The sequence below is a fragment of the Myxococcales bacterium genome (genome assembly GCA_016720545.1).
GTDB lineage: Bacteria > Myxococcota_A > Polyangia > Polyangiales > Polyangiaceae > JAAFHV01.
Genome location: JADKKK010000006.1, coordinates 1 through 14,438, shown reverse-complemented (window position 1 = coordinate 14,438; position 14,438 = coordinate 1). Strand labels below are relative to the sequence as shown.

9 protein-coding genes and 1 pseudogene are annotated in these 14,438 nt (G+C 73.9%); 5 read left to right on the top strand and 5 right to left on the bottom strand.

Annotation, left to right across the window (positions count from 1 at the left end):
* Positions 1-46 precede the first annotated feature (46 nt).
* The 3 genes and pseudogenes from IPQ09_13865 to IPQ09_13855 all read right to left on the bottom strand — a co-directional run bounded on the left by IPQ09_13865 (position 47) and on the right by IPQ09_13855 (position 3,943).
* Positions 47-175 (bottom strand): annotated as a pseudogene (locus tag IPQ09_13865) (type I methionyl aminopeptidase).
* A gap of 254 nt (positions 176-429) precedes the next feature.
* On the bottom strand, positions 430-3,291 hold the full coding sequence (gcvP, locus tag IPQ09_13860; GenBank protein MBL0195289.1) for an aminomethyl-transferring glycine dehydrogenase: 2,862 nt from the start codon (positions 3,289-3,291) through the stop codon (positions 430-432).
* A 112-nt stretch (positions 3,292-3,403) separates the two neighbouring features.
* Positions 3,404-3,943, bottom strand: coding sequence for a hypothetical protein (locus IPQ09_13855; protein ID MBL0195288.1), 540 nt, complete (start codon positions 3,941-3,943; stop codon positions 3,404-3,406).
* A gap of 251 nt (positions 3,944-4,194) precedes the next feature.
* Here IPQ09_13855 and IPQ09_13850 point away from each other — a divergent pair, with 251 nt between their 5' ends.
* From IPQ09_13850 to IPQ09_13835, 4 genes are all read left to right on the top strand, one after another.
* The gene (locus IPQ09_13850; protein ID MBL0195287.1) at positions 4,195-6,528 is read left to right on the top strand and encodes a glycosyl hydrolase; all 2,334 of its coding nucleotides are present in this window, start codon (positions 4,195-4,197) and stop codon (positions 6,526-6,528) included.
* Positions 6,529-8,763: 2,235 nt separating this feature from the next.
* Positions 8,764-8,952: a hypothetical protein gene (locus IPQ09_13845; protein ID MBL0195286.1), complete on the top strand. Its 189-nt coding sequence runs from the start codon at positions 8,764-8,766 to the stop codon at positions 8,950-8,952.
* A gap of 171 nt (positions 8,953-9,123) precedes the next feature.
* Positions 9,124-9,399, top strand: a complete 276-nt coding sequence (locus tag IPQ09_13840; protein ID MBL0195285.1) for a hypothetical protein — start codon at positions 9,124-9,126, stop codon at positions 9,397-9,399.
* Between the two features lie 237 nt (positions 9,400-9,636).
* Positions 9,637-10,473, top strand: coding sequence for an MTAP family purine nucleoside phosphorylase (locus IPQ09_13835; GenBank protein ID MBL0195284.1), 837 nt, complete (start codon positions 9,637-9,639; stop codon positions 10,471-10,473).
* Between the two features lie 53 nt (positions 10,474-10,526).
* Here IPQ09_13835 and IPQ09_13830 read toward each other — a convergent pair whose 3' ends face one another.
* Positions 10,527-11,426 carry a DUF481 domain-containing protein gene (locus tag IPQ09_13830; protein ID MBL0195283.1) on the bottom strand — a complete coding sequence of 300 codons (900 nt, stop codon included), beginning with the start codon at positions 11,424-11,426 and terminating at the stop codon, positions 10,527-10,529.
* Positions 11,427-11,508: 82 nt separating this feature from the next.
* On the opposite strand from IPQ09_13830, the gene IPQ09_13825 reads away from it, so the two are divergent.
* Complete coding sequence (locus IPQ09_13825) at positions 11,509-12,351, top strand: metallophosphoesterase (protein MBL0195282.1); 843 nt, start codon at positions 11,509-11,511, stop codon at positions 12,349-12,351.
* Between the two features lie 34 nt (positions 12,352-12,385).
* Here IPQ09_13825 and IPQ09_13820 read toward each other — a convergent pair.
* On the bottom strand, positions 12,386-14,438 hold a 2,053-nt coding region (locus IPQ09_13820; protein MBL0195281.1), incomplete at its 5' end, for a thioredoxin domain-containing protein.

Genomic DNA, 14,438 nt, shown 5'->3' with positions numbered 1-14,438 from the left:
CCGGCCGCTGCCGCCGCCGACCGTGGTCGCGGCTCGCGCTGCTCATTCAAAGCTGCGTGGTCAGCTCGAAGCCGACTCGCGTGACGATGACGGTGTGCTCCCACTGCGCCGAGAGGCTCCCGTCGGCCGTCACCAGCGTCCACCCGTCGCCGAGCTGGCGGATAGCCGCGCCGCCTAGAACTGCTCGCACTCGCGGAACGACGTGAGGCCCTGCCCCGTGCAGTGGCGAATCGTCGCGGTCGCCGGCGCCGCCAGCGCGACCGGGGGCATGACCGACCGATGCGTCGTCCTCGGGGATCGGTTGGTGGCGCTCCTCACGGGCCTCATCCGCCGCTGGGGTTCGCGCTCGCCGCCCGCGGCTTCGGGTCGCGGGCGAGGTCGGGGGTCGCGGTCGCGGTCGGGTGGCGTTGGTCTTTTCCCGACACACTCCTAGACGTACGCCTCCATGGGGGGGCACGAGCACACGAGCTTCCGGTCGCCGAGGGCGTTGTTGAGGCGCGCCACCGCGGGGAAGAACTTCCGCTCGCGCGTCCACGGGGTGGGGAACGCGGCGAGCTCGCGCGAGTACGGGTGATCCCACGTCGCCGTGGAGATCGACTCGATGGTGTGCGGGGCGTGCTTCAGGGGGTTGTCGTCTTTGGGGAGGCGGCCGTCCTCGATGGCGCGGATCTCCTCGCGAATGCCAATCATGGCCTCGCAGAAGTGATCGAGCTCGGCGAGCGACTCGCTCTCGGTGGGCTCGATCATCAGCGTGCCGGGGACGGGGAACGACATCGTGGGCGCGTGAAAGCCGTAGTCCATGAGGCGCTTGGCGATGTCGTCGACCTCGATCCCCGCCGACTTCTTGAACCCGCGCATGTCGAGGATGCACTCGTGCGCGATGCGGCCGTTGCGGCCCTTGTACACGAGCGGGAAGTGGGGTGAGAGCCGCGTCGCGATGTAGTTGGCGTTGAGCATCGCCACCTGGGTCGCCACGGTGAGCCCCGCGCCGCCCATCATGCGGATATACGCCCAGGAGATGAGCAGGATGCTCGCCGAGCCCCAGGGCGCGGAAGACACGGGCCCCACCGTGCCCGCCCCGTCGGCGTCGAAGATTGGTCGCCGCGGGAGGAACGGCACGAGGTGCGCGGCCACGCCGATGGGCCCAACCCCCGGTCCGCCGCCGCCGTGGGGGATGCAGAAGGTCTTGTGGAGGTTCAGGTGGCACACGTCGGCGCCGATCTCGCCGGGGCTCGTGAGGCCCACCTGCGCGTTCATGTTGGCGCCGTCCATGTACACCTGTCCGCCGCGCTCGTGGACGATCGCGCAGATCTCGCGAATGCGCTCCTCGAACACGCCGTGCGTCGACGGGTAAGTGACCATGAGCGCGGCGAGCGACTCCTTGTGGGCGTCGGCCTTCTTCACGAGATCGTCGACGTCGACGTTGCCCTCGGGGTCGCACGCGACGACCACGACCTCGAGGCCAGCGAGCACCGCCGAGGCGGGGTTCGTGCCGTGCGCCGACTGCGGGATGAGGCAGACCTTGCGGTGACCCTGGTGGCGACTCTCGTGGTATTTCTGAATGGCCAGGAGGCCAGCGAACTCGCCTTGCGAGCCGGCGTTGGGCTGGAGCGACACGCCGGCGAAGCCCGTGACCTCGGAGAGCCAGCGCTCGAGGTCCGCGAACACCTTGGCGTACCCCTTCGCCTGGTCGAGCGGCGCGAACGGGTGGAGCGCGTTCCAGCACGGCTCGGTGATCGGCATCATCTCGGCCGTAGCGTTGAGCTTCATCGTGCACGAGCCGAGCGGGATCATCGAGTGGGCGAGCGACAAATCACGGCTCTCGAGCTTGCGCATGTAGCGCAGCATCTCGGTCTCGGAGTGGTGCGCCGAGAACACTGGGTGGGTGAGGTACGCGCTCGTACGGCGGAGGTTCTTCGGGAGCGACGAGCTGGCCTCGTCGGCGAGGGCGCGCACGTCGGCCGGGGCGCCGAAGAGGCGGAGCACCTGGGCGATGTCGGCCTCGGTCGTGGTCTCGTCGAACGCGATGGCGAGGCCGTCGGCCCCGACGCGGCGTAGGTTCACGCCCTCGGCCGCGGCGGCAGAGAACACCGCGGTCGCGCGCGCCGCGTCGAGGCGGGCGACGATCGTGTCGAAGAAGACGCCGGTCTCGACGGTGAGGCCGGCCTTGCGCAGGCCGTGGGCCAAGGTGCAGGCCGCCCCGTGGACGCTCTCGGCGATGCCTCGGATGCCTTCAGGGCCGTGGTAGACGGCGTACATGCTCGCGACCACGGCGAGCAGCGCCTGCGCCGTGCAGATGTTGCTCGTCGCCTTCTCGCGCCGGATGTGCTGCTCGCGGGTCTGCAGCGCCATGCGGAGCGCGGGCTTGCCGTGGGCGTCTTGAGAGACGCCGATGATGCGCCCGGGGAGCTTGCGCACGAACTCGTTCTTCGTAGCGAAGAACGCCGCGTGGGGCCCGCCGTACCCGAGCGGCACGCCGAAGCGCTGTGAGCTGCCTACGGCCACGTCGGCGCCGAGCTCGCCCGGCGGCACGAGGAGGGCGAGCGCGAGCAGGTCGGCCGCGACGACGAAGAGCGCGCCCGCGGCGTGCGCCGCCTCTCCGAACGCGCGGTAGTCGAACACCTCTCCGTGCGTGCCGGGATACTGAACGAGCGCGCCGAACGCGCCGAGCGCCGCGAGGTCGACGGCGCGGTGATCGCCGACGTGGACGCGAATGCCGAGCGGCTCCGCGCGGGTCTTCACGACCTCGAGGGTCTGCGGGTGGCACTCGCTCGACACGAAGAAGGTCTGACGCTCCGGGGTGCCCTTGAAGGCGTGCGCGAGCGCCATCGCCTCGGCCGCGGCCGTGCCCTCGTCGAGGAGCGACGCGTTCGCGATCTCGAGGGCCGTGAGGTCCATCACGAGGGTCTGGAAGTTCAGCAGCGCTTCGAGGCGCCCCTGCGCGATCTCCGCCTGATAGGGCGTGTATTGCGTGTACCAGCCGGGGTTCTGCACGATGTTGCGCAGGATGACGGGCGGCGTGATGCACCCCGAATAGCCCATGCCGAGCCAGCTCTTCGCGATGACGTTCTCGCGGCCGAGCGCCGCGAGCTCGCCCAGCATGGCCCGCTCCGAGAGCGCCTCCACCACGGTCAGCGGCTTCGGCGAGCGGATGCTGGCGGGCACGATCTCGCTCGTGAGCGCGGTGAGCGTGGGCAGGCCGAGCGCGTCGAGCATCTTCTGCTGCTCCGCGGGGCTCGGGCCGAGGTGACGACGAACGAAGGTGTCGGGGTGGCTCAGTCGAACGGACATGGGGGCTCTCGGGCGAGGGGGGACGAAGGGGAGCGTCGAAAGAAAAAGGGCGCCGCCTGGGGGCGACGCCGTGCGCAGGCAGAGAGATGGAGGGCGAGGACGTGCGACTAGCTCACTCCCACTTCTCTCCGGTGGGCTGCGAGGTCGCGTCGGTGTCACCCGGGATCGACTTCAAATCCGGGGTCGCGCGCTGCTGCTTGACGTTGTGCCAGTCGGCCCCGGTCTCGTCGTCTTTCAGGCCGAACTGGCCATCGAGCTCGGCAGACGCGTTGGGGCCGTCCTTCCCGAGCTTGTAGACGAAGTAGCCTTTGCCGGCCGACTCGGACCCCGCCCCCACGAGGCCGATCGTGTGCTCTTTCCACTTGAAGTGGACGACGTTGCCGGTCTTCGTGCCTTGGAGCTCGCCCCAGCGGCTCTGGTCGGCGCGCTTCCACTTCCCGAACACGTTCCCGCCGTCTTCGACGATGTGCAGGTGGCCGTACACCGGGTGAAAGTAGACCCCGGTGTAGGTCTCGCCCTCGGGCATCTCGCCCGCCTTGATCTGGGCGCCTTTCGGGCCCTCGGGCGGGGTGCAGGCCACCAGGCAAGCGGAGGAGAGCGCGACCGTGGTGGCGACGGCGGCGGCGACGGCGAAGGGGCTCGCGAGCTTCATGAAGGGGACCCTAGCGCTCCTTTGGCCAATCTTGAACCGGAAGTGAGCCCCGCAGGGGCGAACGCAGGTCGAAGGCGAGCCCGAGCCGCAGGCGAGGTCTCGCCTTGAAGCGGGGATGCGTGGGCCGTCGCAGGCGACCGGCCGAGCTCCCGGAGACCGACGAGGCGCGCCAGGCGTCGGGCCCGTGCCGTAACGCAGCCATGAGTGACTTTGCCCTGGCGGGGCGTGCGCCGCGTGCTAGCTCCATGGCGATGCGCATCGCAGGACTCTCTTCGTTGCTCGGCGCGTTCGTCGTCGCCGCGGCCTGCAGCTCCACCCCGCCCGCCGACCCGGCGACCGACGGCGGGGCGCTCCCCGACGGCGCGATCCCGCCCGTGCGGGTCGACGGTGCCCTGCCGGATGCCGACGCGGACGCGGCGCCCCCGGTGGCCCCGCCCGGGCCCGAGGTCGCTTGCGAGACCGCGTTCCGCTACGTGCCGCCTGCGGGGCGCGTCGTGCGGCAGGTCGCCCTCGCGGGGGAGTGGAACGCGTTCGCCAAGCCCGGCACGCCCATGGTCGGGCCCGACGCCGAGGGAGCGTACACCGCGCGCGTGAAGCTGGACGCGAGCCTCGGCCCGGTGGTGGGGTATAAGCTGCTCCTCGACGGCGAGTACGAGCTCGACCCGAAGGCCGAGCTCCGCAAGTACGTCAGCGGGATCGAGAACTCGGGCGTCCGCGCGGCGGACTGCAAGGTGCCGACGCTGACCCTCGCGCGCCCCATCGTCGTCGCGCGGCCCGAGGCCAAGAAGGGCACGTTCGCGGCGGAGGCGGTCTTCACGCGGCCGGCGGGCGGCGCCGGGCTCGACCCCGCGTCGGTCGTCGCCGAGGTCCGCGCCGGGCGCTCGGTGAAGAAGGTGCCCGCCACGGTGGACGCGGCCACGCGTAGCGTGAAGGTCGACCTGTCGGGCCTCGACGACGGGAAATACACGGTCGTGCTCACGGCGAAGGACAGGTCGGGCGCCGAGACCCGGCCGCTCCGCCTCGTGTTCTGGGTGGAGGCGCAAGCGTTCGAGTGGAAGGACGCCCTCATTTATATGGCCATGATCGACCGGTTCGAGAACGGCGACCGAGCGAACGACCCCGCGCGCACACCCGGCGTCGACGCCCGCGCCGACTTCAAGGGCGGCGATCTGCAGGGGCTCAAGGCGCGCATCGACGATGGCACCCTCGACAAGCTCGGCGTGCGCGCGCTGTGGCTCTCGCCCTTTCACACGAACCCGGCCGGATCGTACCCGGCCGACGGCGGCGTGGCGAACGTGATGGGGTATCACGGATACTGGCCTACGAAGGCCCGCGAGGTCGACCCTCGGATCGGCGGGAGGGCTGCGCTGGAGGCGATGGTGGAGTCGGCCCACGCCCACGGAATTCGCGTGCTGCAGGACTTCGTGGTCAATCACATCCACCGCGAGCACGAGTATTTTACCCAGCACCCCGACTGGTTCCGCACGGGCTGCGTGTGCGGCACCGGCGGCTGCGACTGGACCGGGCGCCGCCTCGACTGCCTCTTCGCCGACTACCTGCCCGACGTGAACTGGCAGGTGCCCAAGGTCGCGGAGCAGTTCGCCGATGACGCGGTGTTTTGGCTCGATTCGTTCGATCTCGACGGCCTCCGCGTCGACGCGGTGAAGCACGTCGAGGACGCCTCCGCGATGGCGCTGCGCGAGAAGATCCACCGCGAGCTCGAGGCGTCGGGGCGCCGCGTGTTCCTCACCGGCGAGACGGCCATGGGGTGGAACGACTGTGGCCTCGCGTGCAACCAGAGCGAGTACTCCACGATCAACCGCTACATGGGGCCGCTGGCGCTCGACGGCCAGTTCGACTTCGTGCTCTATCACGCGGTGCCCTATCGCTCGTTCGCGTACGGCGACAAGGGCCTCATCCACGCCGACTACTGGTCTCGCGCGAGCCTCGAGCAGTACACCGCGGGCGCGGTCATGACGCCCTACATCGGCAGTCACGACACCGCGCGCTTCGTCACCCTCGCGAGCTACCGCGGGCAGAACGCGAGCGCCGACCGCGGCGTACCCGGGAACAAGTGGTCGAACCCCGCGGGCCCCCCAGTGGACGCCGAGCCCTTCGCCCGGCATAGGCTGGCGATGGCGTGGCTCCTCACGCAGCCCGGCGCGCCGCTGCTCTACTATGGCGACGAGTACGGCGACTTCGGCGGCGCCGACCCGAACAACCGCGGCATGTGGCGCGGCGCCGGCGCGCTCTCGGCCGAGGAGCAGAAGACCCTCGACCTCACCCGGGCGCTCGGCCGGGCTCGGGCCGAGCTGCCCGCGCTCCGCCGCGGCGACTACCGCACAGTGCTCGCCGAGGAGGACCTGCTCGTGTACGCGCGGGTCACCGCGGCCGGCGAGGCCGCGCTCGTGGCGCTCACGTCGAACCCCGCGGGGCGCACCGCGACGGTGACGCTGCCGACGACGCTGCCGCTCGCGAGCGGCCAGAGGCTCCGCGATCGCCTCGGTGGCGGCGACATCACGGTCGCCGGTCGGCAGGTGACGCTCACCCTCGGCCCGCGCGCCGCGGCCGTCCTGGCGCCGTAGCCGTTGCAGCCCGGGCCCGATGCCCGCGAACGACGGCCTCGTCGCCCCGGCCATCGCTCGCTTCCTCGCGAACTCGGTTGAGGTCAGGGGGCCGAGGTACTAAGCCTCTGCCCATGGTGCGCCGTGAAGAAGATCGGACCGAGCCGCGAAGCGCGGCGCGGCTCGCGCACTCGCCAGCGGGGCAAGTCCCCTCCCGTCCGCCCCGCCGCCCCCTGCAGGCCCGGGCGGGGGAGCCGAGCGGGAGAGATCTTCGCCGAGCGGGGCTCGAAGGGTCCACGGACCGAGCAAGCACGCGGCGCAAGGAGGAAGCCTGCAGCCTCGTCGGGAAACAATCCGGGAGCCGGCCCCGCGCGGCGAGGGCAACATCGACGGCGTGTCAAGCGCGTCGTCGGCCCGGGAAGGGGCGCCCGCGGAGAGGTGCGGAACTCGGAGACCCTCTGCGCCAGGCCAGAGCAGGCCTTCGAAGATGGAACGTCTGCGCAGCGGGTGTCCACCTGTACCGAAGACCGGGGCGCGAGCCGCGGAACGAACGCCGCGCAGAACAACGGCGGGGGGAGGAAAGGTCCCTGGGGTGGTCGTGTCGGCAGAGCAGGTAAGCGCGAGGGCTGGCGCGAGACCGGTTCCCCCCCCCCGAGGGCGCGGCCCTCCGAGGACAACTGCAGCCCTCAGCCAAGCGCAACCGGAGCGCCCTTCCATGCGCTGTCGACCGCATCGCGGGACGTCCTCGCGGAAGCATGGAAGCGGGGAGACAGAACAAAGGGGGCCGCGGGCGTCGATGCCTGACGATCGCGCCTCGAAGAGCAGGGCGTGGAGAGCTCCCGGAGGTGGCCGGATCCCGACGGTCGGGACCCCGGGTAGGATGGCGGCGAAGCTGGTGCTGGAGCCCATCTTCGAGGCGGACTTTCGTCGGGCCTCGGCTTTCGACCGAGGCGGAGCGCGACGGACGCCCTGGAGACGCTGAGGAAGCTCGGCGCAAGGGGCACAACCACGCCCGACGCCCCCCCCCCCCCCAGCCCGTGGAGGGGCGCTCGGGGGGGGGCCGGGGCCCCCCCCCCCCCCCCCCCCCCCCCCCCCCCCCCCCCCCCCCCCCCCCCCCCCCCCCCCCCCCCCCCCCCCCCCCCCCCCCCCCCCCCCCCCCCCCCCCCCCCCCCCCCCCCCCCCCCCCCCCCCCCCCCCCCCCCCCCCCCCCCCCCCAAAACCCCCCCCCCCCCCCCCCCCCCCCCCCCCCCCCCCCCCCCCCCCCCCCCCCCCCCCGGCCCCCGCCCCGCCCCGCCGCCGCCCCCCCCCCCCCCCCCCCGCCCCCGCCCCCCCCCCCCCCGGCCCCCCCCCCCCCCCCCCGGGGGGGGCGGGGGGGGGGGCCCCCCCCCGCCCCCCCCCCCCCCCCCGGGCCCCCCCCCCCCCCCCCCCCCCCCCCCCGGCGCCGCCCCCCCCCCCCGCGGGGGCCCCCCCCCCCCCGCCCCCCCCCCCCCGGGGCGGCCCCCCCCCCCGCGCGGCGGGCCCGCCCCCCCCGCCCCCCCCCCCCCCCCCCCCCCCCCCCCCCGGCCCCCCCCCCCCCCCCCCCCCCCCCCCCCCCCCCCCCCCCGCGCGGGGGGCCCCCCCCCCCCCCCCCCCCCCCCCCCCCCCCCCCCCCCCCCCCCCCCCCCCCCCCCCCCCCCCCCCCCCCCCCCCCCCCCCCCCGCGGGGGCCCCCCCCCCCGGGGGGGGGCCCCCCCCCCCCCCCCCCCCCCCCCCCCCCCCCCCCCCCCCCCCCCCCCCCCCCCCCCCCCGCCCCCCCCCCCCCCGCGGGGCCCCGCGGCGCCCCCCCCCCCCGGGAGGCCCCGGGGGCCCCCCCCCCCGGCCCGGGGGGGGCCCGGGCCCCCCCCCGCCCCCCCCCCCGCCCCCCCCCGCGGGGCCGCCCGGCCCCCCCCGGCCCAGGGCCCGCGGCCCCCCCCCCCCCCCCCCCCCCCCCCCCCCCCCCCCCCCCCCCCCGGCCGCCCCCCCCCGGGGGGCCCCCCCCGCCCCCCCCGGGCGGGGCGGGCGCCCCCCCCGGGGGGGGCCCCCCCCCGGGGGGGGGGCCGCCGGGGGGGGGCCCCCCCCCCCGCCCCCCCCGGGGGCCGGGGGCCCCCCGGCGGCGCCCCGGGGGGCCCCCCCCCCCCCCCCGGGGGGGCGCCGCGGGTCCCCCCCCGCGCCCCCCCGGGCCCGCCGGGCCCCGGCCCCCCCCGAGTCCGCGACGCTCGACCTGGGGGGCGGCTTCCTCGTGGCGCTCACGCCCGCGCCGCCCGCGCGTCCGCGCGCGACGTTGGGGCTCTCGGTCGCGAGCGTCGAGCGCTCGGCCGCGCTCCTCGAGAACCGCGGCCTCGCGCTCCGCAGCGAGGCGCACCTGGGCGCGGCCGCGACGACGTTCAGCGATCCCGACGGGAACACGCTGTTCCTCGTCGAGCGCTAGCTCGCTGGGCGGGCGTGATCTTCGAGCGAGATCACTGTGCGGCCGACGGGGCGTGGTCGGGTCGCGTCATGTGTCGCGCGCGCGCCCAGTTTGGGAAAAGTGAGGGGGCCGCGCCTCGCGTGGGGTACCGTTTCGGCGCGGGCGTCTTGCCCGCGTCACGGAGGGATCACGATGCAAGCACTCGCTGGACTCATTTCGCTCGTCGGCCTCGTCGCCTGGGTCATCACGATTATTCGTGCGTTCAAGAACGCAGGCGTGATGTGGGGGCTCCTCAGCCTCTGCGGCCCGCTCGGCTTCTACTGGGGCTGGGCGAACTCGGGCAAGCTGGACGCGGAGGCCGCGGCCAAGGGAGAGAAGCTCATGCCCCCCGCGAAGATCACGATGATCGCGTGGACGGTCGCGTGGATCCTGGGCGGCGTCGTCGGTCGGCTCGGGGCAGGCGGCTGACACCGGCCGAGCGGCGCGCCGTGTGGGCGCGCCGCTTGGATCGCGAGCTCGCTCGGACAATTGGCCGGGCTCGAGCGCGATCGAAGCGAGTCGAGCGAGATCTGCAGAGCGCGGTAGAGCGCGGTAGAGCGCGGTAGAGCGCGCGGCAGAGGAAGGGTGAGCACAGTGACTGATCCCGCCGGAGAGACTCCCGAGCTCGTGGAAATCGCCGTCCTGGGCGGCACAGGGCTCTCCTCGATGGAGGGGCTCGTGGTCGAGGAGGACCGGGCCGTGGTCACGCCGTACGGCGCGCCCTCGGACACGTTCCGTATTGGACGTCTGCGAGGCCGACGGGTCGCGTTCCTCGCGCGCCACGGCCGCCACCACACGCTCCTGCCTTCGGAGATCCCGTTCCGCGCGAACATCCACGCGCTGCGCCAGCTCGGCGTACGCTGGGTGCTCTCCGCGAGCGCCGTGGGATCGCTCCGGCGCGAGCTCGCGCCTGGGCAGTTCGTGGTCCCCCTGCAGATGCTCGACCGCACCAAGCAGCGCGACGAGCACACCTTCTTCGGGCGAGGCATCGTGGCCCACATCGGGTTCTCGAAGCCCGTCTGCGGGGTCCTCGCCGAGGTGCTCTACGCCGCCGCCCGAGACGCGGGGGCGTCCTGCACGCTCGGTGGCACGTACGTCAACATGGAGGGCCCGGCGTTCTCGACGCGGGCGGAGTCCGAGTGGCACCGGTCGCTGGGGTGCGACATCGTAGGCATGACGAACCTCGCCGAGGCGAAGCTCTGCCGCGAGGCCGAGATGAGCTACGCGACGTTCGCGATGGTGACCGACTACGACGCCTTCGGTGAGCACGCTGAGCCGGTGGAGGGCGAAGACCAAGACGTCCACGTCGGCGCGGTGGTGAAGCAGCTGCAGGCCAACGCCGCCCTCGCGCAGCGCGCGCTCGCCCTCGCCATCCAGCGGGTCCCGGTGGGCACGAGCCCGCCCGCGCACTCGGCGCTGAAGACGGCGATCCTGACGCCTCGCGCGGCCTGGCCCGAGGCTCGCGTGGCCGAGCTCGCGCCGTTCCTCGCGCGCTACGCGTGATCGATGCGGCCGTGGCGTCCCGCGCGGCGCTCGGCGGAGGCTGCGCGCGGACCTCAGAACGTGAGCTTCACCGTCATGGTGAGTCTCAGGTCGGTGGGCCTCACGGTCGTCGGGGGCTCGCTGTCGTGGAGGACGGAGAGGGTGTTGCCGAGCGAGAACGCGTCCGTGACCTTGGCGAGCGCCTCGAGCTCGACGAGCGTGCGGACGTCCTTGGGGCGAATCCATGCAGGTTGCACGTATCCCATGAGCTGCAGGAGGAGCGTCTTGTCGCGGAGCGCGGTGCGGACGCCGAGGTAGCTCGTGGAGCGGTTGACGAGCTCGGTCGAGGGATCAGGCGCGCCCGGGGCCACGTCGACGCGGTTGTATTCCAGCATGGTGCCGGTGCCCGCCCACACCTGCACGGGCTCCTCGTGCACGATCTCGAACCGCAGCCCGGTGCCGCCGAGCGTGCGCACGCGTAGGCGGAAAAACTCGTTGGTTTGAAGTTGGGCGAACAGCTCGGTGCCGAAGCGCTCTCGCCACATGGCGGTCCACCGCGCGTGCACGAGCAGCTGGTTCACGAACGCCTCGCCGCGCTCCGCCCCGAGGGGCGTGCGCTCCGCGTAGCGCGCGCTCGCCGCCACGAAGACCCGCTGCGCTGCGAAGGGCATGCCGCCGTCGGCGCGGGGCGGTCGCAGGGTCTGGAGTTGGACGCGGAGCCCGCCGCCGATGTCGATGTAGTCTACATTCCCCTTCGCCAGCCCGACGCTGAGATCAGCGGTGCCCGAGACCCCCGACTCCATCAGCTGGGGGCGCAGCGCCTCGGTGTTCACCTGGGCGGCCGCCCGAGGCGACGTGGCGAGCGCGGCGCAGGCGCTCGCGGCGCGCAGGGCGCACGCGCTGACGCGGGCGCGGAGCTGCTTGCCGCGATCGACGACCGCGCCGCGCGCGACTCCTCCGCGAGGGCGCTCCATGGGGTGACGGTACCACGGTCGCGGCGCGGGCCACCTCGGTCCACGCGCGGCTTCGACTCGATCGTGCTGCTACGGTCGTAGGGTGACGGACGCGCGCGCCATCTTCGTGGGGGACACCCAGGCGACCCTGTGGCTCGAGCGGCTGATCGGTCGCGAAGACAACTCGGACGAGCGCGCGCGGCTCCTCGACCTCGTCGCCGCGCTCGACGCCGAGGTCGCGATCTTCCTAGGGGATCTCGTGGCGCGCCAGTCGAGGACGGCCTGGCAGATCGTAGACGGGTGCCTCGCGCGCCTCCGCGCTCGCGGGGTGAGGCTCGCGGCGTGCGCGGGGAACCACGACCTGTTCCCCTTCGCGTTTCGAGGCTACGACGACCTCGCGCGCCGCGGCCTGCTTGGGCCCGCGAGCTGGCAGCGGGTGTCGCTCGGCGACGTGCGCGTGCTCGTGCTCGACACCAACCGCCGCGCGCTCGGTCCGCGGCTGTGGAGCGAGCAGGTGGTGTGGTTTCGGGCCGAGCTCGCGGACGCCGAGCGCGAGGGCTCGGTGCGCGCCGTCGTGGTCGCGAGCCACCACCCGCCGTGGACGAACAGCGCGATGACGGGGGACAGCGCGCCGCGTCTCTGCGAGCTGCTCGAGGCGTTCTACGCTGCCCCGAAGGCCCGCGCGTGGGTCAGCGGCCATGTCCACGCGTACGAGCGGTTCGCGTCGCGCGGCAAGCACCTCGTGGTCTCGGGCAGCGCCAGCGCGCCGCGGATGCGCCTGCTCACCGGGGCCCGCGCGCGGCACCCCACGCTCGCGCACGTGCCGGCGCCGAGCCCGTTCGGGTGGCTCGAGCTCACGGCCGCGGCCGGCGTGGCCACCCTCGCGCACCGAGGCTTCAGGCGCCGCCGCGCGCCCTGCGAGACCTTCGACGTCGTGACGATTTGAAGGGGCCGCGGAGGCGGGCTGGTGGTTGGTCTGGCTACCGCTTCGCCTTGACCTCGAGCAGCTCCACCACGAAGGTGAGCGTGGCGTTCGGTGGGATCGGCGCGTGACCGGCGGCGCCGTACGCGAGGCTCGGTGGGATGACCAGGCGGCGCGTGCCGCCCACGCGCATCCCCGCGAGGCCTTGGTCCCACCCTTTGATGACGTGGCCCGCGCCGAGCTCGAACTCGAACGGGGCCTCCCGCTTTCGCGAGCTGTCGAACTCCGTGCCGTCGCCCAGGGTGCCGACGTAGTGCACCTTGAGCCGGTCGCCGCTCGCGGCCATCATCCCGGTTCCCACCTTGACGTCGACCTGCGTGACGGTGGGCGCCAGGTCGCCGCCGAGGACCGCGCCGCCGATGGGCGGCGAGGGGAGGTCCTCGTCGACCGCGGTCGCCATGATCGCCGCGTACACGCCGGCGGGGCTCGTGCCGGACTTCACGAGGCGCTCGGCGTGCGCCAGCTCCTCGCGGATGATCGTCGAGAACGCCTCGGGAGGCTGCGCCCCCACGAGCGAGCGGCCGTTGATGAAGAACCTGGGCGTGCCGCTGACGTGGAGCCTCTTGGCGAGGAGCGCGTCGTCGGACGTGGCGGACCCGGACGACGACGCGGACCAGTGGGGGCGCCGCGCGACGGCGGCCATGGCCTTGGCGACGTCGAGGTTCGCCTCGCCCGCGATGCGCTTGAGGTCGTCGTCCTCGAGGCGCGGGGAGGCCATGAGGAGGTCGTGGACCTTCCAGAACCCCGCGTCGCCGCGCTGGCGGCGGGCCTCGTGCGCGAGCTCGAGCGCGGGGATCGCGCGCGAGTGGAACGGGAGCGGCTGGTCCTTCCACACGAAGCGGAGCTTGTCGCCGAACGTCTCGCGGAGCGCGGCGAGGGTCTTCTCGGCGCGCTTGCAGAACGGGCACTGGTAGTCGGAGAAGATGACGATGGTGACCGGGGCGGTGGCCGGCCCGCTCACCGGCGACGCGCCGACGGGCACGTTGTGCACGCGGGTGCTGTCTTCCGCGGGCCGCGGTGGCGGCTCGGACTTCGGCGGAGGCGCAGCGTAGTTGTCGCGCGAGAGCTCGACGTACAGGCGGTCTTTGCGGGTGCCCGCGGCCACCTTCACGGCGGCCTTCTCGAGCTCGGGGTCGATGAGCTTGCGGAAGCTCTCGATCGGCTGCGCGCCGTTGAGGCGCAGGCCGTTGACGAAGAACGTGGGCGTGCCGGTGGCACCTACGCGCTTTGCAAGATCTTGATCTTGTTGAATTTTGTACTTGCTCTGGCGCCCGTCGAGCGCGAGGGTGAAGGCGCGCTCCTCGACGCCGAGCCCCGTCGCCCAGCGGATGTACGAGGCGCGCTCGAGGGAGGTCTGGTTCTCGAACGCGAGGCGCTGAAACTCCCAGAACGCGGTCGAACCCTGCTTCTCGAAGACCACCTGCGCGGCCTCGGCGGCGGGCTGAGCGTTGGCGTGGAACGACAGCGGCTGGTTCTTCCACACGACCCGGAGCTTCGCAGGGCCGTACTCGCCCTTGAGCTGCGCGACGGTCTTCTCGGCGCGGCTGCAGAAGGGGCACTGCAGGTCCGAGAACTCGACCAGCGTGACCGGCGCGTCGCGCTCACCCCACACGGGGTCTCGCGAGGTGACCGGCACGGGGGAGTCGACGTCGCTCCAGTAGGCCAGCACGGGCGTCGGCTTGGGCGCGCGCGCGCGCTTTCGGTACGCGACGAAGCCGGCGAGGCTACCGCCCAGCGCGACGATGAGCATCCCGGCGAGGCCGAGCGCCAGCCACGGGGCGGCCGAGCTGCCCGTAGCCTGCGGCGGAGGGGGCGGCCACCCGGGCGCCGGGTGCCGAAACGGCGAGCCGGCGGCGCCGGCGGGGACGGGAGGCGCGGAGAAACCCGTGACCGGCGGCGGCGGGTACGCGGGGCTCGCGGGCACGGGGAGCGGCGCGCGGTCCGGGTTCGAGGGGCGATCCTCGGCGCTTGGGGCGAGGGCGTCGAAGGCGGCGCGGGCCTCGCGAACGCTGGCGAACCGAGCGCCGGGCTCGCGCGACACGCACCGGCGA

Coding starts and splice junctions, on each gene's coding strand:
- gcvP (MBL0195289.1), bottom strand. CDS start 3,291: ATGTCCGTTCGACTGAGCCACCCCGACACCTTCGTTCGTCGTCACCTC.
- IPQ09_13840 (MBL0195285.1), top strand. CDS start 9,124: ATGCAAGCACTCGCTGGACTCATTTCGCTCGTCGGCCTCGTCGCCTGG.
- IPQ09_13855 (MBL0195288.1), bottom strand. CDS start 3,943: ATGAAGCTCGCGAGCCCCTTCGCCGTCGCCGCCGCCGTCGCCACCACG.
- IPQ09_13835 (MBL0195284.1), top strand. CDS start 9,637: ATGGAGGGGCTCGTGGTCGAGGAGGACCGGGCCGTGGTCACGCCGTAC.
- IPQ09_13830 (MBL0195283.1), bottom strand. CDS start 11,426: ATGGAGCGCCCTCGCGGAGGAGTCGCGCGCGGCGCGGTCGTCGATCGC.
- IPQ09_13850 (MBL0195287.1), top strand. CDS start 4,195: ATGCGCATCGCAGGACTCTCTTCGTTGCTCGGCGCGTTCGTCGTCGCC.